The organism is Nocardia arthritidis NBRC 100137 (assembly GCF_001612765.1).
GTDB classification, from domain to species: domain Bacteria; phylum Actinomycetota; class Actinomycetes; order Mycobacteriales; family Mycobacteriaceae; genus Nocardia; species Nocardia arthritidis.
In genome coordinates, this window is sequence record NZ_BDBB01000054.1 from 1 (window position 1) to 19,984 (window position 19,984).

General features: G+C 68.8%; 18 protein-coding genes. 8 read left to right on the forward strand and 10 right to left on the reverse strand.

The window, feature by feature from the left end; all coding sequences use genetic code 11:
- Positions 1-238: 238 nt before the first annotated feature.
- The 7 genes from NA8_RS28770 to NA8_RS28800 all read right to left on the reverse strand — a co-directional run bounded on the left by NA8_RS28770 (position 239) and on the right by NA8_RS28800 (position 7,200).
- Entirely contained in the window at positions 239-1,435 is a 1,197-nt protein-coding gene (locus tag NA8_RS28770; protein WP_157106976.1) for a glycosyltransferase 87 family protein, read from the reverse strand.
- 161 nt (positions 1,436-1,596) lie between these two features.
- Positions 1,597-2,415: a class II glutamine amidotransferase gene (locus tag NA8_RS28775; protein ID WP_063053463.1), complete on the reverse strand. Its 819-nt coding sequence runs from the start codon at positions 2,413-2,415 to the stop codon at positions 1,597-1,599.
- A gap of 99 nt (positions 2,416-2,514) precedes the next feature.
- Entirely contained in the window at positions 2,515-3,948 is a 1,434-nt protein-coding gene (rox, locus tag NA8_RS28780; RefSeq protein ID WP_063053464.1) for a rifampin monooxygenase, read from the reverse strand.
- Positions 3,949-4,155: 207 nt separating this feature from the next.
- Complete coding sequence (locus tag NA8_RS28785; protein ID WP_063053465.1) at positions 4,156-5,205, reverse strand: ABC transporter ATP-binding protein; 1,050 nt, start codon at positions 5,203-5,205, stop codon at positions 4,156-4,158.
- Positions 5,202-5,960: a molybdate ABC transporter permease subunit gene (modB, locus tag NA8_RS28790; protein ID WP_063053491.1), complete on the reverse strand. Its 759-nt coding sequence runs from the start codon at positions 5,958-5,960 to the stop codon at positions 5,202-5,204. The genes NA8_RS28785 and modB overlap by 4 nt, the downstream gene beginning before the upstream one ends.
- Positions 5,961-6,010: 50 nt before the next feature.
- Positions 6,011-6,790 (reverse strand): molybdate ABC transporter substrate-binding protein, encoded by a 780-nt coding sequence (gene modA / locus NA8_RS28795; RefSeq protein WP_063053493.1) that lies wholly within the window; start codon positions 6,788-6,790, stop codon positions 6,011-6,013.
- 11 nt (positions 6,791-6,801) lie between these two features.
- A complete protein-coding gene (locus tag NA8_RS28800) occupies positions 6,802-7,200 on the reverse strand; it encodes a TOBE domain-containing protein (RefSeq protein WP_063053492.1) in 399 nt (132 codons plus the stop codon).
- Between the two features lie 206 nt (positions 7,201-7,406).
- Here NA8_RS28800 and NA8_RS28805 point away from each other — a divergent pair, with 206 nt between their 5' ends.
- From NA8_RS28805 to NA8_RS28825, 5 genes are all read left to right on the forward strand, one after another.
- On the forward strand, positions 7,407-8,603 hold the full coding sequence (locus NA8_RS28805; RefSeq protein ID WP_063053466.1) for a PucR family transcriptional regulator: 1,197 nt from the start codon (positions 7,407-7,409) through the stop codon (positions 8,601-8,603).
- Positions 8,604-8,759: 156 nt separating this feature from the next.
- Entirely contained in the window at positions 8,760-10,211 is a 1,452-nt protein-coding gene (gene lpdA / locus NA8_RS28810; RefSeq protein WP_063053467.1) for a dihydrolipoyl dehydrogenase, read from the forward strand.
- 11 nt (positions 10,212-10,222) lie between these two features.
- On the forward strand, positions 10,223-11,392 hold the full coding sequence (gene pdhA / locus NA8_RS28815) for a pyruvate dehydrogenase (acetyl-transferring) E1 component subunit alpha (protein WP_084467163.1): 1,170 nt from the start codon (positions 10,223-10,225) through the stop codon (positions 11,390-11,392).
- Between the two features lie 19 nt (positions 11,393-11,411).
- On the forward strand, positions 11,412-12,395 hold the full coding sequence (locus NA8_RS28820) for an alpha-ketoacid dehydrogenase subunit beta (protein WP_218019524.1): 984 nt from the start codon (positions 11,412-11,414) through the stop codon (positions 12,393-12,395).
- Positions 12,396-12,413: 18 nt separating this feature from the next.
- Entirely contained in the window at positions 12,414-13,688 is a 1,275-nt protein-coding gene (locus tag NA8_RS28825) for a dihydrolipoamide acetyltransferase family protein (RefSeq protein WP_174550151.1), read from the forward strand.
- A gap of 434 nt (positions 13,689-14,122) precedes the next feature.
- On the opposite strand, the gene NA8_RS28835 is transcribed toward NA8_RS28825, so the two are convergent.
- Positions 14,123-14,596: an iron chaperone gene (locus NA8_RS28835; protein ID WP_063053470.1), complete on the reverse strand. Its 474-nt coding sequence runs from the start codon at positions 14,594-14,596 to the stop codon at positions 14,123-14,125.
- Positions 14,597-14,652: 56 nt separating this feature from the next.
- The gene (locus NA8_RS28840; RefSeq protein ID WP_063053496.1) at positions 14,653-15,009 is read right to left on the reverse strand and encodes a VOC family protein; all 357 of its coding nucleotides are present in this window, start codon (positions 15,007-15,009) and stop codon (positions 14,653-14,655) included.
- Between the two features lie 275 nt (positions 15,010-15,284).
- Here NA8_RS28840 and NA8_RS28845 point away from each other — a divergent pair, with 275 nt between their 5' ends.
- Positions 15,285-18,095 carry an ATP-binding protein gene (locus NA8_RS28845; protein ID WP_063053471.1) on the forward strand — a complete coding sequence of 937 codons (2,811 nt, stop codon included), beginning with the start codon at positions 15,285-15,287 and terminating at the stop codon, positions 18,093-18,095.
- Positions 18,096-18,194: 99 nt separating this feature from the next.
- Here NA8_RS28845 and NA8_RS33220 read toward each other — a convergent pair whose 3' ends face one another.
- Positions 18,195-18,416, reverse strand: a complete 222-nt coding sequence (locus NA8_RS33220; RefSeq protein ID WP_439957430.1) for a hypothetical protein — start codon at positions 18,414-18,416, stop codon at positions 18,195-18,197.
- 51 nt (positions 18,417-18,467) lie between these two features.
- Between NA8_RS33220 and NA8_RS28855 the strand changes: the two genes are divergently transcribed.
- Positions 18,468-19,124 carry a hypothetical protein gene (locus tag NA8_RS28855; protein WP_063053473.1) on the forward strand — a complete coding sequence of 219 codons (657 nt, stop codon included), beginning with the start codon at positions 18,468-18,470 and terminating at the stop codon, positions 19,122-19,124.
- 273 nt (positions 19,125-19,397) lie between these two features.
- Complete coding sequence (locus NA8_RS28860) at positions 19,398-19,979, forward strand: TetR/AcrR family transcriptional regulator (RefSeq protein WP_063053474.1); 582 nt, start codon at positions 19,398-19,400, stop codon at positions 19,977-19,979.
- Positions 19,980-19,984: the final 5 nt, after the last annotated feature.

Here is a 19,984-nt window from a genome sequence, read left to right on the forward strand (position 1 = left end):
CGGCCGACGAAGGCCAGCAGCTGGTGGTCGGGCGCGCCGACAGGTGCGGACTGTTGGATGGCGAACATGCCGGGCCTGCGGAAGGCGCTGAAGTCCATCGCTTCCATGATGGTCAGCAGGTGTCGGCAGAGGTTCTGGTCGACGCGGTCTTGCTGGGTTGTGCTCACGGCGAGATCCACGCCGTCGGATCCTCGCCACCGCCGGCCGCACCGGCTAGCGGAGCGGCAGCGGGCGTCGTTCAGCGTGACGATGCGGCCGCCGGTCTGCCCACGAACTGGGGCACTCCCGGGTAATCGCGAAATGTTCGAGACCCCTCGCCGCGCAGCCGCGCCACCGACCACACTGTGGCGCAGAGCAGCAGGCCGTTGCGCATTGTCAGAACAATGACTCCCGGCCAGCTTCCGGTAGCCACCCGGTCGTAGACGAACGGGAATTCCACCTGACTCAGCAGCGCCGTCGCCAGCACGAGCACCACCACAGGCCGCTGCGTGGTGCCCGAGTCGAGCGCGCACACCGCGGCCACCGCCACCGCCCACACCAGGTACTGCGGGCTGAGTACGCGGCTGGTCACCAAGGCGAGCAATACCGCGGCCAATGCGAGATCCGCTGCCGGGGGCCGCATGCGCCACCAGGTGAACAGCAATATCGCGCCGCCGACGACTGCGGCGGCCACGCACCCCCGGGCCGCGGCGGACACCGCGGGCCCGGCCAACTCATCGGCCCCGTAACGGTGCACGATGGTCCACCCGCCGTTCACCAGACGAGCGATCAACAACGGTGTGGCAGCGGCGGATTCGATCTGCAACCCGCGCTTCGACTGGAATTCCAGAAACGACCACGCACCAGGGCCAAGCGCTGTCAAGCCGACGCTCGCCGCCAGACCGGCACCGGCCGCCACCGCGCTCATCCGCCACAGCGTTCGCCGGCGCAACCCCAGCAGAACCACCACCGGCCACACTTTCAGCAAGACGCCCGCAGCAGCGGCCGCGCCCGCCACCGCGGGCCGGCGCGTCGACCACAGCAGTGCCGCGGCCGCCGTCGCGGCGACGATCAAATCGAATCGGCCGTAACAGACCCGGCCCAGCAATGCCACCCCGACCGTCCATACCCACGGCCCTGTCTGCGCGACTGCCCGTCCGTCACGGCGTGCGGCCCGGATCAGCAAACTCAGTACGCTCGCGTCCGCCGCGGCGACCAGCGCGAAGAACAACCAGTTGTAGGCGAACCCGCCGCCGAGCAGCCAAGGCACCGCCAGCAATATCCCCGCTCCGGGCGGATACTGCCACCGCTCGTCGTCCAGCGGGAAAACACTCCGGCCGACGATGATTTCGGCCCATTCCCGGTACAACGTCAAGTCCGCGGCCGAGGCATCCCAAACGCTGTGCGGCAACACCGTCACCCCGGTGAACACCACCATCAGTAGCCGAGTAACCACCCACACCAACCACAACGTCGATACCGACGACAGCCCACGCACAACGCCGCAGCCTAACCATCGCCACACCTTTCCCCCACAAGACGCAGGCCACGACGAGCAGGCACCGACGCACCGGCACAACGGATTCCGACCATGCGGTCAGCGGCCGACCTGGCGTGTCAGGGGGCGATCGGCTGGAACGGGCGGGTTTCGTCGTGGCCGAGGCGCACGACGCCGGCCGATGATTCCCGAACCTCGTTCCACTCCCCCGGCAGGTCGCGCAGCGGCTCGGAGACGACGAATCGCGCCTCCTCGCCGAGCAGGCGGAGAGCTTTCACCTCCGGGTGCAGCGCACGTACTTTCGCGACATCGGTGGAGTAGAACAGCGACCGTGATCGCCGTTCCGTGGAATACCGGAAGAACCACATGGATGCGCCGTCGGTGGTCGCGACGGTCATCTGCACCGGGGCCTCGACCTTGTATGCGCGACCGACGTCCTCGACGAAGCCGACCGCACGGGCGACCGCGCCGAACGGGTCGTCGACGAGTCCGAAGCTCAGTGCCAGGAAGAAGAGCACTTCCGAATCCGTGGAACCCTCGATGTCGGCGAACAACGCCGGTTCCACCGCCGTCATCAGATCGCGCTTGAACCCCCGGAAACCGCGCAGCGATCCGTTGTGCATCCACAACCACTGCCCGTGACGGAACGGGTGGCAGTTGGTGCGCTGCACCTCGGTTCCGGTCGAGGCGCGCACGTGCGCGAAGAACAGCGCCGTGCGCACCTGAGCCGCGATCTCACGCAGGTTGCGGTCGTTCCACGCCGGTTCGATGTTCTTGAACATGGCCGGACGCGGGCCTTCGCCGTACCAGCCGATTCCGAAGCCGTCACCGTTCGTGGTCGTCGCACCGAGCCGGGAGTGCAAGCTCTGATCGATCAACGAATGCGCCGGCCGGAACAAGAGTTCCTCGGCCAGGATCGGCTCACCGGAATAAGCCATCCACCTGCACATACATCGATTCAAGCAAAGCAGGCGGCGTTCGGCCACCAGCATCGGCGCCCAGACCGCTGGTCGCCGTCTCGGATCATGACCGCACGCTCAGCCGACGGGGGCGCCGAACCACTTCGGCAGCTGGCCGAGCAACTCCTGCTGATCTTCACCGACCCACGCCACATGACCGTCCGGACGCAACAGCACCGCGGGCACCTCCAGTTCCTCGCTGACGTCGACGACGTGGTCGACGCGATCCGCCCAGCCCGTCACCGACAGCAGGCCGGTCTGGTCGAGCAGCAGCCCGCGGCCGCCGTGCATCCGCTCGTAGAGGCGCCCCCGCTTCAACGCCACGTCCCGCATCCGCCTGCCGAGCAAGTCGTGCCCCTCACCGAGGTCGTAGCGAACCCCGACCGCGGTGATCATCTCGGTGACGTACCGGTTCACCTCCTCGAAGTCCATCAGCTTCGAGAACAGCTCCCGCAGCGCGGTCGCACCCGGATCGGCCCCCATCAGGGTGATCTGCGCGCGGGTGTTCTCCAGCACGCGCGCGCCCACCGGGTGCCGTTCGGTGTGGTAACTGTCCAGCAGTCCCTCCGGCGCCCATCCGTCGACCTCGGCGGCCAGTTTCCAGCCGAGGTTGAACGCGTCCTGGATCCCGAGGTTGAGCCCCTGCCCACCGGTCGGCGGGTGGATGTGCGCCGCATCGCCGGCCAGCAGCACCCGGCCGACCCGGTAGCGCTCGGCCTGCCGAGTGGCATCGCCGAACCGGGACAGCCAACGCGGCGCCCGCGCGCCGAAGTCGGTGCCCGCGAAGGTGCGCAGTTGCTGTTTGAACTCCTCGAACGTCGGTGCGGCCGCACGATCATCGCTCACCCCGGCGGCGGGCACGACGATGCGGTACACACCGTCCTCGTGCTCGACGGCGGCGGCCCCGAACCGCTTCTGGGTCTGGTGGACCTCCGCGACGATCGCGGCCACCGCCGCCGGGTCCTCGGTCAACTCCATCACGCCCAGCAGCGTCTCGACCTTGGTCGGCTCGCCGGGGAAACCCACGCCCAGCAGTTTGCGCACGGTGCTGCGAGCGCCGTCGCATCCGACGAGGTAGCGCGCACCCAAGTGCGTCCCGTCCGCCAGTTCTACGGTCACCCCGCCTTCGTCCTGGGTCAGCCCCACCAGTTCGCAGCCGCGGCGGATCTCGGCGCCGAGTTCGAGAGCACGCTCGTTCAGCAGCCGTTCGGTGACCGTCTGCGGATTGGCGAGACCGTAGGGGTGCGCCGTGTCCATCCGGTCCGGCCACGGCTTCACGATGCCGCCGAAGAGACCGCCGACCTGGAACTTCTTACTGACCGCGAGGAACCTGTCCAGCAGGCCGCGCTGGTCCATCATCTCGACGCTGCGCGCGTGCAGTCCCTGCCCCCGGGACCGCTCGGTGAGCTCCGCCTCCTTCTCCAGCACCAGCGTGTGCACGCCGTGCAGCCGCAACTCGCAGGCCAGCATCAATCCGGTCGGTCCGCCGCCGGCGACGATCACATCGATCACACAAACTCCATCCCTGTATCCCGCGAAACCCATTCGGAGCCGAAGCGCACATACCCCGCGAATCCTGGATTTCCGCAGGTTGTGGCTTCGGCTGGAGATTGTGCAGCACGACCGGGGCCTTGCCGCAAGGCCCCGGGTGCGACATATGTTGAAAGTGGCAAGGAGTGCAAGACTCCTTGCCTCCGCTTTCTCACGGCCTCCGCTTTCTCACGCCGGGTACGCACGCGTTTCGGTGGCCTTCACCGCGGCCCACAGCCGCTGTCCCGGATGTAGCCGCAACTCGGCGACGGTGGCCGGTGTGATGTCGGCGAGTACGGGCGGGGTGCCGTCGAGACGAATCCGCGTGATGTGCGCGTGTTGCTCGATACCGGTAATGGTGACCGGCCAGCAGTTGCGTGGGCTGCCCACGGGTTGTCGCGGATGCAGGCCGACGGCGTTCGGGCCGAAAGCCACATGGACCCGCCCCTGCGCGGGGTCGGCGATGGTGATGCTGCCGCCCCCGTCCAGGTCGACGAGCGTGCCACGCGCGGTGCCGCGGTAGAGGTTCAGCCCCATCAGCGTGGCCACGTAATCCGATCGGGGCCGCGCCGCCACTTGCGCGGGCGGTCCTTGCTGGACGATCGCGCCGTCCTCGAGGATGACCAGCCGGTCGGCCAGGACCATCGCGTCGAGCGGGTCATGGGTGACCAGCACGGTGTGGCCAGGGTAGTCGCGCAGATGGTGGGCGAGGTCGGAGCGCACGTGCAGCTTGGTGCCGGCGTCCAGCGCGGCGAGTGGCTCGTCGAGCAGCAAAAGCTGTGGTTCGGTGACCAGCGCGCGGGCCAATGCGACCCGTTGCGCCTGCCCGCCCGACAGCGCTCGCGGTTTGCGCTCCGCGAAATCCGCCAGTCCGACCCGGTCGAGCCAGCGGGTGGCCTGCGCGCGGGCGGCAGCGCGCCGATACCCCCTGGCGCGCAGCCCGAAGGCGACGTTCTCCAGTGCCGACAGATGCCCGAACAGCAGGTAGTCCTGGAACACGACACCCACCCGCCTGCGTTCGGCGGGCACGAAAATCGACGGTGGCGCGTCCCAGGTGGTTCCGTCCAACCGGATGTGCCCGCCGGTCAACGCGATCAGTCCCGCCAGGGCGCGCAGGGCAGTGGTCTTGCCCGCTCCGTTCGGACCCAGCAGGGCGACCACCTCCCCCGGTTCGGCGACCAGGGGCAGCTCCAGCGCGAAGCGCCCTCGGTCGATCCGCAGGTCGGCCTCCAAGCTCATACCGCTCCCCGGATCCACCGTTCGCGCAACGCGACCAGCACGGCGACCGAGACGGCCAGCAACACCAGGCTGAGCACGATCGCGGCGTCCGGATCGGTCTCCAGCGCGAGATAGACCGCCAGCGGCATAGTGGTGGTACGGCCCGGGAAGTTGCCCGCGAAGGTGATGGTGGCGCCGAACTCACCGAGTGCACGCGCCCAGCACAGCACCGAACCCGCGATGACACCGGGCAGGACCGACGGCAACGTGACCCGGCGGAAGGCATACCAGCGGGTGGCGCCGAGCGTGGCGGCCGCCTCCTCGACGCGCGGATCAGCCGCCCGCAGGGCTCCTTCGACGGAGATCACCAGAAAGGGCATGGCCACGAATGCTTCGGCCACGACCACCCCGGCGGTGGTGAACGGCAGCGAGACATCGAACCATTCGTAGAGGTACCGTCCGATCAGCCCGCGTCGCCCCAGCACCAGCAGCAGCGCGACACCACCGACCACCGGCGGCAACACCAGCGGCACGGTGACCAAGGCGCGGATCAGCCCGCGCCCCGGCAGTTCGGCGCGCGCGAGTACCCATGCCAGCGGAATGCCCAGAACCAAGCAGATCGCCGTGGCCACGGTCGCGCACACCAGCGAAAGCCGCAGCGCCCGGCCGACTTCGGCACTGAACAGCCGATCCGGCATGGTCGCCCACGGCGCTCGCGACAGCAGCCCGATCAGCGGGACGACCAGGAACGCCAGCCCACAGACGGCGGGCAGCATCAGCGCGACCGGTCGCCGCCCGAGTACGGCCCGCCGACGCGAGGGCGCGATCACGGGGTGTCGAACCCTGCCGCGGCGAAGACCGACTCGGCCTCCTTCGAGGTCACGAACTCGACGAACGCCGCGGCGGCCGCCGCGTTCGGCGCGTGCGCCAGCGGCGCGACCGGGTAGTCGTTGATCGCCTTGGCCGATTCCGGGAAGTCGATGCCCTCGACCTTGTCTCCCGCCGCCTCGACGTCGGTGCGATAGACCAGTGCGGCGTCGACCTCACCGAGGGTGACTTTGGTCAGGACCGCCTTCACGTCCTGCTCGCGGGTATCGGGCCGCGGTGTGATGCCCGCGGTCTGGAACACCGTCTCGGCCGCGGCACCACAGGGCACCTGCTCCGCGCACAAGGCGAGCTTCGGCTCGGTCCTGCCGAAATCGGCCAGCCCGGTGATATGCCCGGGATTGCCTTTCGGGACCGCGATCTCGAGCCGGTTGCGCACGAAAGTGACCGGCGTGGCGGTGACCGAACCTTTGTCGCGAACCTGCTGCATGTTCTTCGGCGCGGCCGAGGCGAACACGTCGGCCGGTGCGCCTTGGTCGATCTGTTCGGCCAGGGCGGAACTCGCGCCGAAGCTGAAGACCACCTCGATACCCGGGTGCGCGGCCTCGAACTGTTCGCCGAGTTCGCCGAACGTCTCGGTCAGCGAAGCGGCGGCGAACACGGTCACCGTGCCCGACACATGCTGGGCGTCGGCGTGCCCGCTCGTGTCGCCGGAACCACAGCCCGCCGTGGTCACGACAGCCAGCACGGTCGCGGCCGCGACACCCCATTTGCGAATCATGCTCATCCTCGTCAACTTTCCGGTATCTCCACGACGACGTGCGTGGATTTCACCGACGCGACAGCGATGCTGCCGACTTCCAGACCGAGCTCGTCGACCGATTCCCGGCTCAGCAGCGACACCAGTCGGAACGGTCCGGCCTGCATCTCCACCTGCGCCATCACGGTGTCCTTGACCACCCGGGTCACGATTCCGCGCATCCGGTTGCGGGCCGAGGCCGCCACCGTCGCCCCGGGTGCGGGCGCATCGGCATTGGCCCGCAGGAATTGGGCGAGCTCGCGGCCGCTGACACCCTTGCGGCCGCTGTCGAGCTGAATCGCGGTCAGACGGCCCTGATCGATCCATCGACGCACCGTGTCGTCGCTGACCCCCAGCAACGCGGCCACTTCACTGATCCGTAGATTCGACACGAAGTACAGCATATTGCCGCATCCACGGCATTGATAACCGATGGCAGCCGCGATATCGCCGCGAGCGGTGGCGCTGTCTCGCCGGAAGGTCGAGTACGGGGGTGAGACCACCCGGTCCATCGCACCGGTTCGTCGGCTATACCGTCGTGGTAAGCCGCCGCTCGCGTAGTCGTCGCGCACGGCCGATGAGAAGGACCTCTAGCGACATGTCGACATCGAAGAAGGCGATTCCGCGAACGCGCAGCCGGGAGCTGGCGGCCGCCTGTCGTGCGGACATCCCGGCGCTGACCGATCGGCTGATCTCGGAGATCTTCACCGACAATCCCGAGTGGACCGACTATTCGACGGTTGCCCGCGCCGACCTCGTCGACGGCTGCCGCCGCTACGTGACCCGCATCCTCGACCTGCTGGGCACTCCGGCCACCGCGTTCGACGACGAGGTCGCCGCGTCCATCGGCCGCCGCCGCGCCGAACAGGGTGTGCCGCTGGAAGCCATGCTGCGCACCTTCCGGCTCGGCGGCCGGATCGTGTGGGAGGTCTTGCTCGACAAGGCAGACGAACTCGCTCCCGGCGAGATCCGTGCCGCGGGCACCGGGTTGTGGGCCGTGATCGACGCGCTGTCCTCGTCCCTGGTCACGTCCTACCGGAATACCGAACTCGAGCAGCTGCGCAGCGACGAGCGCCGCAGGCATGCCCTGATCGAGGACCTGCTCGCGGGCCGAGCCCACGACACCACCTTCGCCGCCCGCGCCGCGCGTGAGTTGAACCTTCCGGCCGGTAGCGCCTTCCTCGTCGTGGTCGCCTGCGGCGAAGGCGAGGCGGTGCAGACCGGCACAGAGACCGCGTTGGCCGCGGTCGGTATCCGTTCGGTGTGGCACGATCGCGTCGACTCGACGGTCGGGCTGATAGCGGTCGAGCGCCACGACGTCGACTCCGTTCTGCGCCGGATCGAACCGCATATCCGCGGACGAGCAGGCGCCTCACCGACAGTCGGCGGACTGGCGCAGGTCGGCACCGCGCACGGCTGGGCACTGCTGACCCTGCAGACCTTGCCCCTGGACGCGACCGGGCTCGTGCCGCTGCATGAGCGCTTCCAGCACGCACTGCTCGTACGCTCGGCCGACCTGACCGACATGCTGGTCACGCACACTCTCGGTCCGGTTCTGGCACTGCCCGCGGCCGAACGCGCGACCTTGCTCGACACCCTGGCGGCCTGGTTGACGCACGACTGCTCCGCGGCCCACGCCGCGACACGACTGCATTGCCACCGCAACACTGTCATCAATCGGCTGCACCGCATCTCGACCTTGCTCGGGCGCCCGCTCGAAGGCCGGCGCGACTATGTGGAACTGTCACTGGCACTGGCCGCGCTCGACCTCGCCCGAGCGTCGGACGGAACCTGATCCTGTCGGACGATTGGGCGCAGCGCCCAATCAGGCCGCTGCACTACTGGGCTTCGTGGCAATTGTCTGTGCACTTCGCTACGGCAACACTCGATAGCGATGATCCACCCCACAACCGAGGGTGGATCGAATCATCGAGGACGAGGAGCACCACGAGTGCCGGATTTCGATCTCCTGGTGGTCGGCGGCGGCCCCGGCGGATATGTCGCCGCCATCCGCGCGGCCCAACGCGGCCTGCGGGTCGGCTTGGTCGAGAAGGAGCGCCCGGGCGGGGTCTGCCTCAACTGGGGCTGCATTCCGACCAAAGCGATGCTGCGATCCGCTGAAATCTTCCACACCCTGAGCACCGCAGCGGATTTCGGAATCTACGCCGACAACGTGCGCTACGACTTCGCCGCGGTGCGCCACCGCAAAGACGGCATCGTCAAGCAACTCACCGACGGCGTGGCGAGCCTGCTCGCCGCCAACGATGTCACGGTGATCGAGGGTCACGCCCGCTTCACCGGCCCGACCTGTGTCGAGGTGTTCGAGGCGGCCCAGTCGCCGGTCTTCCCCGGCGGGCCCCGCTACGCCGCCGCGCCGACGGCCACCGCCACCCGTGCGATCAGCGCGACCGACGTGATCATCGCGACCGGGTCGGTGCCCGCGCGACTGGCGATCCCGGGTGCAGACCTGCCGGGCGTCATCACCTCCGACGGCGCGTTCGGGCTGACCGACGTGCCCGAACGCCTAGTCGTCATCGGCGGCAGCGCGGTCGGCGCGGAATGGGCCAGCCTGTTCGCAGGCTTCGGCAGTCAGGTGACCATCGTCGAAATGCAGGACACCCTGGTGCCGCTGGAGGACGCCGACCTCGGCGCCGCCCTGGGACGGTCGTTCACCAAGCGCGGCATCACCGTGCTCACCGGCGCCACGGTCGATGCCATCACGCGCACCGACGCGCTGCGGGTGAGCGTGACCGGCAAGCACGCGCGCGAACTCGACGCGGACGTGGTGCTGGTCGGCGTCGGACGCCGTCCCAACACCGCCGATCTCGGCCTGGACGTCGCGGGAATCGACACCGACGCTCGCGGTTTCATCCCCGTCGACGAGCAGCTGCGCACCGGCGTCAAGCACGTCTACGCCATCGGAGACGTCACCGGGCGCGCCCTGCTCGCGCACGTCGCCTCGCATCAGGGGCTCACCGCCGCGGATGTGATCGCCGGTCACCCGGCGCGCATCGACTACACCGCGATCCCGGCCGCTACCTTCACCCACCCTGAGATCGCGAGCGTCGGGCTCACCGAGGCGAAGGCACATGCCGCCGGCCACGACATCGTCACCGCACGCTTCCCCTTCGCCGCGCTGGGGCGGGCCCAGACCTTCGGCGAGACCGAGGGATTCGTCAAAATCGTTGCCGGGCAGCGTCATCGAGAAGTGCTCGGCGTGCACATCATCGGCCCGTCGGCCAGCGACCTGATCACCGAGGGCGCGTTGGCAATCTCCCTCGAGGCGACCCTCGACGAGCTCGCCGACACCATCCACGCCCACCCCACTCTCGGCGAGATCGGCATGGAGGCGGCCCTGGCCGGCCTCGGACTGCCCGTGCACATCGCGCCCAGGAAGCGTTGAGGAGCCCCGCCGTGACCACCAGCACCACCCCCCGCAAACCTAGTCGCAAGACGACTCGGTCGGCGACGCGTCCCCCCGCGCCGATCGCCGAGGACCGCGGCATCGACGATGCCTCCACGCAAACCCGCGTCGCCGCCGCGGGCAGCGCCCCGGTCGATGCGCGCATCACCGCACAGGACCCCGACACCCTGCGCGGACTGTATCGCGACATGCTGTTCGTGCGCCGGTTCGAGGAGCGCACCGCACAGAGCTATCAGCAGGCCCAGATCGGCGGTTACTGCCACCTCAACCTGGGCGAAGAGGCCACCGTGGTCGGGCTCGGCGCGGCCATGCGCCCGACCGACTACCTGTTCACCAACTACCGTGAGCACGGCTACGCGCTGGCCAAAGGCATCGAGCCCGGCCGGGTCATGGCCGAACTCTACGGCCGCTCCACCGGCACCTCCAAGGGCTGGGGCGGTTCCATGCACATGTACGACACCACCACCCGCCTGCTGGGCGGCTACGCCATCGTGGGCGGGCAGGTGCCGTTGGCCGTCGGCGCGGCGCTGGCCATCGACTATCGCGGCGAAGACGACGTGGTGGTCTGCCAGATGGGTGAGGGCACCACCAACATCGGCGCGTTCCACGAGTCGTTGAACATCGCGGCGCTGTGGAACCTGCCGGTGGTGTTCCTGGTGATCAACAATCAGACCGGGATGGGCACCACGGTCGAACGCTCCTCCGCCGAACCGGATCTGTGGAAGCGCGCGGCCGCCTACCGCATGCGCGGAGAGCGCGTGGACGGCACCGATGTGCTGGCCGTGCGCGAGATGGCCGGTGAACTGATCGAATCCGCCCGGCGCGAGCGCAAACCCGCTCTGCTGGAGGCGGTCAGCTACCGCCTCAAGGGCCATTCGGTGGTCGACCCGGCGAAATACCGCACCGAAGAAGCCGTTTCGATCGCCCGGAGCAACGATCCCGTCGTCCGGTGGCGCGACGCGCTGCTCGCCGCCGGTGTATTGAGCGACCGGTCCGTGGCCGCGCTGGAAGACGAGGTGAGCGCCGAGGTCGCCGCGGCGGTCGAATTCGCCGCGAGCAGTCCGCACCCGCAGCCGTCGAGCCTGTTCGACTACAACTACGCGACGCCCGTGGCGGGCGACTCGCGCCGCCTGCCCGCCGATCCGCTCTTCTCCCGTTAAGGACATCACCGTGTCTGTCATGACCTATCGTGAAGCGCTGCGCGAAACCCTCCGCGAGGAGATGCGGCGCGACGACGATGTCTTCCTCATCGGGGAGGAGATCGGCATCTTCGAAGGCTCCTACAAGATCACCGCTGGTCTGCTCGCCGAATTCGGCGAGCAACGGGTGCGCGACACTCCTATCGCCGAAGAGGGTTTCGTCGGCGCCGCCATCGGCGCCGCCATGCTCGGCCTGCGCCCGGTGGTGGAGATCATGACGATCAACTTCTCGCTGCTGGCGCTGGACCAGATCGTCAACCACGCCGCCAAGATCTACGGCATGTTCGGAGGGCAGACCAGCGTGCCCATGGTCATCCGTACCCCGGGCGGCGGCGGGCAGCAGCTGGGCGCCACACATTCGCAGAACATCGAGCTGTACTACGCCTTCGTGCCGGGTCTGAAGGTGGTCGCGCCCAGCACTCCGGCCGATGCGCGAGCGCTGCTCAAAGCCGCCATCGAAGACGACGATCCGGTGCTGTTCCTGGAGAACTTGTCGCTGTACAACACCAAGGGCGAAGTGCCGGAGAATCTTCCGGCCGCGCGAATCGGAAAGGCCGCTGTCACGAGAACCGGCGCCGATATCACGCTGATCGGCTACTCCCGGATGGCCACGGTCTGCACCGAGGTCGCCGAGCGACTCGCCGCCGACGGCTTCTCCGCCGAGGTCGTCGACCTGCGCAGCCTTCGCCCGCTCGACCGCGACACCCTCGTCGAGTCAGTTCGCAAGACCGGTTGCGCCGTGATCGGCGAGGACGACTGGCTCACCTATGGAATCGGCGCCGAGGTCGCCGCCTCCATCTCCGACGGCGCCTTCGACTATCTGGACGCTCCGGTTCGCCGGGTGGCCATGGCCGAGGTGCCGCTGCCCTACGCCAAGCCGCTCGAACGGCTCGCCCTGCCGTCGGCCGATTCGCTGTACACCGCCGCGGTGGAAACCCTCGCGGCAGTCGGCAAACGACGCTGAGACCCGAGGACGCATCCCATGCCCGAAATCACCATGCCCCGCCTCTCCGACACCATGGAGGAAGGCGTCATCGTCTCCTGGCTCAAACAGGTGGGCGATCCGGTCGAACGAGGTGAAATCCTCGCCGAGATCGAAACCGACAAAGCCCTCATGGAGCTCGAAGCCTACGACAACGGCGTGCTCGAGCGGATCCTCGCCGCCGAAGGCGCGCGGGTGCCGATCGGAACCCCGATCGGTCTCATCGGCGACGGCAGCGCGACAGCCGCGACCGGTGTGAGCGGTAACGCCCCAACCCCGGCCGCCGCCGCACCCGCCGAGCATGCGCCCGCAGCTCATCCCGGCAACGGCCCCGAGCAGGGCAGCCGCGCGGTCCCGGCCGCCACTGACGGCGCCCACGCGACGCCGGAACGCAAAAAGACCTCGCCGCTGGCCCGCAAGATCGCCGCCGAACTCGGTGTCGACATCTCCACCGTGGCGGGCACCGGCCCCGGCGGACGCGTCGTCCGGCAGGATGTCGAATCCGCCCATCGCGCAGCCGAACTCGACTCGCCGACCGAAGTCGTCCCCGCTGCCTCGATCGGGACCTCTTCTGCGGCTGCGGGTGACTACGAGGAGATCCCGCTGACGACCGTTCAACGGGTCTCGGCCACGCGGCTGACACAGAGCAAACAGCAGGCCCCGCACATCTATCTGACCTCCGCGATCGATGTGACCGAGTTGTTCGGCTTCCGCGCGCAGATCAACGCCACACTGGCGCAGACCGGCGCGGGGAAGGTCAGTGTCAACGATCTGCTGGTCAAGGCCGTCGCCGTGACGCTGCGAACGAACCCTTCGGTCAACGTGTCCTTCGCGGGCGACAAGCTGTTGCGCCACCGCGGAGTTCACCTTGGCATCGCCGTCGCCACTGCCGCGGGCCTGCTCGTCCCGGTGCTGCGCGACGCCGATCGCAAGAGCGTGTCGGAGATCGCCGCCGAAAGCCGCGACAAGGCCGAACGCGCCCGCGAGCGCAAGCTGCGCACCGACGAGATGAACGGCGGCACCTTCACCATCTCCAATCTGGGGATGTTCGGAATCGAGCACTTCACCGCCGTGATCAACCCACCGGAGGCCGCCATTCTGGCCGTCGGCGCGGCCACCGACGAACTGCGGCTGGACGAGGATCGAGTGGTGACCAGGAAAATCCTGCGCGTCACCCTGTCCGCCGACCACCGCGCCATCGACGGAGCCGTGGCCGCCCAGTTCCTGCAACAGCTGAAAGACCTGCTCGAGCATCCCCTCCGGATAGTGACCTGACGCTACGGCCATTACCCTCCCCGAGCGGGCGGCGATTCACCTCCGACCGACCCGGCAGCGGGCGCGTCCGGCCTCGAGCTGCTGGTCGAGCCACGCTGCTACCCCCGTCGGCGGCGCCACCCGGGCGTGACGTTCGCCGGTTGCAGCAACGTCGTGAAGGCCGGTGTCATCGTGTCGAATTCCGGAAGTGACAGCTCGTAGCGAGTGAACAGCTGTTGTACGGCCAAAACCATCTCGAGTATTTCGCGGAAACAGTCGTCCGGTCCGGACGCGCCTCGCAAGGAGCAGGTGGCCAGGTAGCTGCGCCGGGCAAGGGTGTCGGCGAGAACCGGGAATCTGACACAACCTGCGACGCCATCCGCGCGTAGCGAAATCAGCACGACGGCGACTTCCGTGCTCGGCCTGCCACTGTGGCGCAGTGGCAGGCCGGTTCTTCAGCTCACCGCCTTCTTCACCAGGTCACTGATCCGCGCCTCGTCGTCGGCGGTCAGCTTCGTGAGCGCGAAGGCGGTCGGCCATACAGTGCCGTCGTCGAGGGCGGCGATGTCGTTGAAACCGAACGTCGCGTACCGCGACTTGAACTTCTCCGCGCTCTGGAAGAAGCACAGGACCTTGCCGTCCTTGGCGTAGGCGGGCATGCCGTACCACAGTTTCGGCGACAGCTGCGGAGCGCAGGCTTTGACGATGGCGTGCAGACGTTCGGCGATGACCCGATCGGATTCCTGCATCCCAGCGATCTTCGCCAGCACGTCGTTCTCCCCGTCCGCCTTGGCCGCTCGGGAGCCCCGGCGCGCGGCCGTCTTCAGCTCTTGGGCATGTTCTTTCATCGCGGCTCGTTCCTCGTCGGTGAAACCGACGGAAGCCTTCGTCTTAGTGGTGGTACGGGTAGTGGACTGCTGCGCGGTCATGAGCTGGTTTCCTTCGTGGCGATCGTGGATGAAAGTGGGGTCGGGGGGTTCGGCGCTCAGCGGTCCTGGATCAACCCGAGCGCGTTGCCGTCGGTGTCGGCAACGGTGGCGACCAGGCGGCCGCCGCCGACGTCGTGCGCGTGCTCCGTCACGGTGGCGCCCGCGGCGGTCAGCTCGGCCAGCTTCGCCTCGATGTCGAGCACGTGCCAGTAGGCCACCGGTGCGGTCATGCCTTGCGGGCCGCCGCCGGGCACCAGCCCGATGTGCTGGCCTTCGGCCTCGAAACCGACGTAGTAGGACGTGTCGGTCTGCGGCGCCACGCCGAGCAGGGCGGCGTACACGGCCTTCGCCGCCGCCAGGTCGGACACCGGATGCAGCACCGTCTTGATGCCCTGGGTGGAAGAGCTGGTCATGATCACTCCTGAATTCGTCGGTCTCGTTGTTCCTGGTGCCGCCTGTCGAGGCGAACCGAACGTGCACACAGCATCTCCTCCGGCGCGGCCGGCGCACATCCGTGGCGACCACGGAACCGACCACGGAACGCGGCACGGATCACCCACGGTGGGTGCTCGGGCGCCGCGCGGACGTGGTCAGTGGCGAGGGCTGCGGACAGGCCGGAATCAACTCCCCACCACCGGAAACCGACCGCGGAGTAGGAGTGCGGCGCGCATACGGCAGAATCGGTGCCATGGCGGCGGCGGTGGAGATCTCGGCTCGGGAGGCCGAAGTGCTGGCGCTGGTGGGGGAACATTTCAGCAACGCCGAGATCGGGGCGCGGCTGTTCATCTCCGTGCGCACCGTGGAGAGCCATGTCTCCTCGCTCCTGCGCAAGCTGGAGGTGCCGGATCGGCGGGCACTCGCCCAGCGAGCGTCCGATCCGCCTCGCGCGGACCGGGCGCACCCGGCGCCGGTTCTGCCGACACCGCTGACCTCGTTCGTCGGCCGGGCGCGGGAGCGGGCCGAGCTGACCGAGATGATCAGGAAACATCGGCAGGTGACCGCGGTCGGCCCGGGCGGGGTGGGCAAAACCCGGCTCGCGCTGGCGGTGGCCGCGCAGATCGCCGACGAATACTCCGACGGAGTGTGGTTCGTCGACCTGGTCCCGATCACCAGCGCGGATACCTGCGTGGTCGCCGGCACGGTCGCCCTCGCACTCGGTCTCGGCGAGCAACCCGGCCGCGCCATGGACGAGACCGTGCCGGCCGCGCTGGCCGACCGTCGTGCCTTGCTGGTGCTCGACAACTGCGAACACGTGCGGGATGGGGTGGCGCCGTTCATCGAACGGCTGCTCGCGGCGTGCCCCGGCGTGACGGTGCTCGCGACCAGCCGGGCCCGGCTGATGGTTCCGTTCGAACGGGTGTACGCCGTCCCGCCGATGTCACTGACCGGCGAGGGCGCATCGGATGCGGTCGAGTTGTTCATGGACCGCGCGGCGGCAGGCGGCTGGCCGCCGAATCATGCGCTGCGCGACGATGTCGCCGCGTTCTGTGCGCGGCTGGACGGGGTGGCGCTCGCGATCGAACTGGCCGCCGCCCGCTGGACCACGCTCGGGCTCGACGGCCTCGAAGCCGGGCTGTCCGACCAGCTGCGGATGCTGGCGGGGGGCTCGCGCGCCGAGGACCGGCACAGCTCGGTGCGGGCAGCACTGGACTGGAGTCACGCCCTGCTCGAGCCGGACGATCGAGTGCTGCTGCGGCGGGTGTCGGTATTCATGAAGTCGTTCACCGTCGCGGCCGCGGCGGAGGTGGCGGCCTCCGAGAAGAACGTTGTCGCCGACGGCCTGGCCCGGCTCGCCGAGCAGAGCCTGCTGGTGGTGACAGCATCCCCGAGCGGTACCGCATACCGTGCGCTGGAAACCATCCGCCAGTACGGGATGGAGCGGCTCACCGAAGCCGGTGAGCTGGACGACATCCGGGCGCGTCACCTGAGCTGGTGCCTGACCACGGCCGCCGAGCTGGCGGTGGTGGGAACGGAGTGGCGGCCACGATTCGACTCGGTGGCCGACGACTTCCGCGCCGCGATGGCGTGGGCGGGCGACCGGCCGCAGCAGCGCGCGGATGCCGCCCGCTTCGCTCAGCACCTGGCGCAACTGTGCTTCACCCGGAATCTGATCGGCGAGTCCCAGATGCGCTACGAGCAGGCGGCCGCGCTCGCGGACGACCCGGCCACCGCTGCCTCGATGCTGCGACACGCCGCTTCCGCGGCCGGGTGTCAGATGCGGGGCGACGACATGCACCGTCTGCGCCGCGCGGCCGCCGACGCCGCCCTCCGGTCCGGTGACTGCGCCGGCGCCGCTCGCGACCTGGCGATCGCAGCCGCCGACGCGTACCGGTTCGCGAGCAAGTTCGTAAGGCCGTTGCCGTCGGAGGAGGCGGCCGCACTCATCACCGAGGCGCAGCAGCTCGCCGGGGACGACCCGGCCGCCCAGGCCGCCGTGGCGCTGGCCGACACCGGGCGGGCGCTCACCGATGCCCTCATCGCCCAGCACTCCCCCGACGACACCGTGCCGCGGACCATCGAGCGTGCCGAACGGGCGGTCGAACTCGCGCACCGCACGGGCGACCCGCTGGCCGAGTCCGCCGCTCTCGACACTCTCGCCGGTGCCCACAGTCTGGCCGGTGACACTTTCGCCGCCGCGGACATCGCGCGGCGGCGGATGGCGCTGCTGGAGTCCACCACGAACACGCCGGCAGGCACCCACGAGCTGATCGACGCGCTCGGCGAGGCGGCCGAGGCCGAACTCGGCGCGGGGGACCTGCGAGGCGCCCGCCGATGGGCACGGCAGCTTGCGGATCATCCTTTGCTCGCCGAAGTCGGCCATCGTGCGACGAGCTGGCTACTGGTGACCGACGCGCTGGCGGGCAACGTCGATGAGGTACTCACCCACAGCGTCCGGTTCCTGGAGGCGTGGCAGCGGGCAGGCCAGCCCGCCAAGTCGGTCCTGGGTCCGCCGGTAGCCGGTGTGGCGATGATCCACAACCTGCGCGGCGACCACGACGCCACGAGCGAATGGGAGGCTGCCGTGCTCCGGCTCGGCACGCCACCAGCGCACACCCACGGCTACGGCGCGGTCTTCGACGCACTCGCCATGCTCCACCGCGGGCAGATGAGCGAGGCGCTGGAACGGCTGGCGGCCGAGCCCGGCGAGGTGTGGAGATGGGTCACGTGGATCTGGCTGCACTGGTATGTGGCGCTGCGGGCCGAGGCCGCAGTACTCGCCGGGGTCTCCGATGCTGGGGACCGCTTGGCCGAGGCCAGGACCATCGTCGCCGGAAACCCGGTCGCCGGCGCCATCGTGGAGCGAGCCGAAGCCCTGCACGCCGGTGACCGGCAGCGGATGCTCGCGACGGTCGCCGCGTTCGACGCCGCCGGTTGCCGCTACCAGTCGGCGCGAACCGAGGTGCTCGCCGGCGGCGATCATGCCGCCCGCGGCGCGGCCGCGCTCGCCGATCTCGGCTTGGCCCCGATGGCTCCCCAGGGAGGGAGGGCCCAATGCTGATCGACTTCGTTCCCGACGGGAATCTGTACCCCTTTGTTCCGTCCGAACGCCTGTATCCCGCGGATGCGCGCCGTCTTCCGCGATCTCGACTCGTCTTGCCTAGTCGTCCTGCGGCGACCGGCGACGGAACCATTTCCGGATACGCCTGCCGATTCCGGTGACGCCTCGCGGTTCCGCAGCAGCGGTTCCGACGACTTCCGGGACCGTTGTCGCCTGGGCGAATCGTGCGTGCAGTTGTTCGCGAACCTGGTCCGGGGTATAGGCGCGGCGGCGGCGCTCGGCGCGCACCACTACGACACCGGTGGCAACCACACCGGCCACACCCGCTAATCCCACTGCCTTCCACCACCTCATACCGCATAGGCTACGACCATGACGGGGACGGGCATCAGTCTCGACCGAGCGGTCGAGGTCACCAGAACGGGCGACATCTGGCTTTTCCGTGGGCATTCCACGGCCGACCGGGTGATCCGGATGACAACGAACAGCCCGGTGAACCATGTCGGGATGTCCGTCGTGATCGATGATCTGCCCGCGCTGATCTGGCACGCGGAACTGGGGCGATCCCTGACCGACATGTGGTCGGGAACCGCGCACCGTGGCGCTCAGCTGCACAACCTGCGCGACGCCGTGCTCGTGTGGGCGCACCGCTACGGTCAGCGGGCCTGGTTGCGCCAGTTGGAACCTTCGGTCAGCCGGGAGATGGAAGACGGCGCGCTGCGCGCCATCGCCCGCCTCGACGGCACCCCGTTCCCGACCACTGCGGGCATGGCGGGGCGCTGGCTACGCGGCCGCGCCCGCCTCCCCCGCCGCGCGACGAGTCGGGCGGCTGCCCGGGAACTGGAGAACGCGTACTGCGCCGAAATCGTCGCCGCCACGTATCAAGCAATGGGACTGTTGCCCTCCCACCGCAGCCCCGACTGGTACGACCCGGGCCGATTCTGGAGCGGAGACGGACTGCACCTGTCCGGCGACTACACATTGAGCGGCGAAATCGCCGTCCGGACACCGGCTCAGCCGAGTTCTTGAACAAGAATCGTTTTCTCGCAGCGGAATATTCGTTCGCCGCCACTTGGTTTCCAGGCGCCGGAGATCACGTCGAGATCAACGACATCCTCGCGGCGCGCACTGGCACGCACTCACAGCGGTGGCCGGCGCGAGAACGCGCGGACTCATTGGCCACGCGCTGATCGCTTCCTCGCGGTGTGCGAAACAACGCCGACCGGGACGGCCGGCATGCATTGCCAAACCTAGGCACCCTAGGTTATAAACTAGTAGATGTAGGTTTTCGGAGGGACGCACATGGCGCGAGCAGGGTTGACCACGGAGCGGATCACGCTCGCCGCGGCCGACCTCGCCGACGAAGTCGGATTGGATAATGTCACGATGTCGGCGGTGGCCAAGCGGTTCGGCGTGCAGGACGCGAGCCTGTATTCCCACGTCAAGAATCTCCGGGATCTCCGCGCGCGCGTAGCCGCCCTGGCGGCCACGGAGAAAACCGAGCTGATCGCCGCTGCGGTGGCCGGTCGCGCCGGACGCGACGCACTCGCCGCTTACGCCCACGCCTGGCGGGATTACGCCCTGCGCTTCCCCGGCCGCTACGCCGCGACCCAACTCCCGTTCGATCCCGAAGCGGCGCACACCACGACCGGCGCGCTGCGCGCCATCGAACTGACCTACGGCATGCTGCGCGCCTACGGTTTGGCCGAACCCGACAGCACCGACGCGGTCCGATTGCTGCGCAGCACCTTCCACGGATACAGCGTTCTGGAGGCGACCGGCGGTTTCGGGCACACACGCTCCACCGCCGACTCCTGGGAACGCATTATCGACGCCCTGCACGTCACCCTCGAGCAGTGGCCGACCGCCCAAAGAGAAAGGTGAGGAAA

What these genes read in the sequence shown, in the direction of transcription:
- modA (WP_063053493.1), bottom strand. Translation starts at nt 6,790, where the DNA reads ATGATTCGCAAATGGGGTGTCGCGGCCGCGACCGTGCTGGCTGTCGTG.
- NA8_RS28840 (WP_063053496.1), bottom strand. Translation starts at nt 15,009, where the DNA reads ATGACCAGCTCTTCCACCCAGGGCATCAAGACGGTGCTGCATCCGGTG.
- NA8_RS28825 (WP_174550151.1), top strand. Translation starts at nt 12,414, where the DNA reads ATGCCCGAAATCACCATGCCCCGCCTCTCCGACACCATGGAGGAAGGC.
- NA8_RS28775 (WP_063053463.1), bottom strand. Translation starts at nt 2,415, where the DNA reads ATGGCTTATTCCGGTGAGCCGATCCTGGCCGAGGAACTCTTGTTCCGG.
- NA8_RS28785 (WP_063053465.1), bottom strand. Translation starts at nt 5,205, where the DNA reads ATGAGCTTGGAGGCCGACCTGCGGATCGACCGAGGGCGCTTCGCGCTG.
- NA8_RS28860 (WP_063053474.1), top strand. Translation starts at nt 19,398, where the DNA reads ATGGCGCGAGCAGGGTTGACCACGGAGCGGATCACGCTCGCCGCGGCC.
- modB (WP_063053491.1), bottom strand. Translation starts at nt 5,960, where the DNA reads ATGCTGCCCGCCGTCTGTGGGCTGGCGTTCCTGGTCGTCCCGCTGATC.
- NA8_RS28855 (WP_063053473.1), top strand. Translation starts at nt 18,468, where the DNA reads ATGACGGGGACGGGCATCAGTCTCGACCGAGCGGTCGAGGTCACCAGA.
- NA8_RS28835 (WP_063053470.1), bottom strand. Translation starts at nt 14,596, where the DNA reads ATGACCGCGCAGCAGTCCACTACCCGTACCACCACTAAGACGAAGGCT.
- NA8_RS28820 (WP_218019524.1), top strand. Translation starts at nt 11,412, where the DNA reads ATGACCTATCGTGAAGCGCTGCGCGAAACCCTCCGCGAGGAGATGCGG.
- NA8_RS28805 (WP_063053466.1), top strand. Translation starts at nt 7,407, where the DNA reads ATGTCGACATCGAAGAAGGCGATTCCGCGAACGCGCAGCCGGGAGCTG.
- NA8_RS28845 (WP_063053471.1), top strand. Translation starts at nt 15,285, where the DNA reads ATGGCGGCGGCGGTGGAGATCTCGGCTCGGGAGGCCGAAGTGCTGGCG.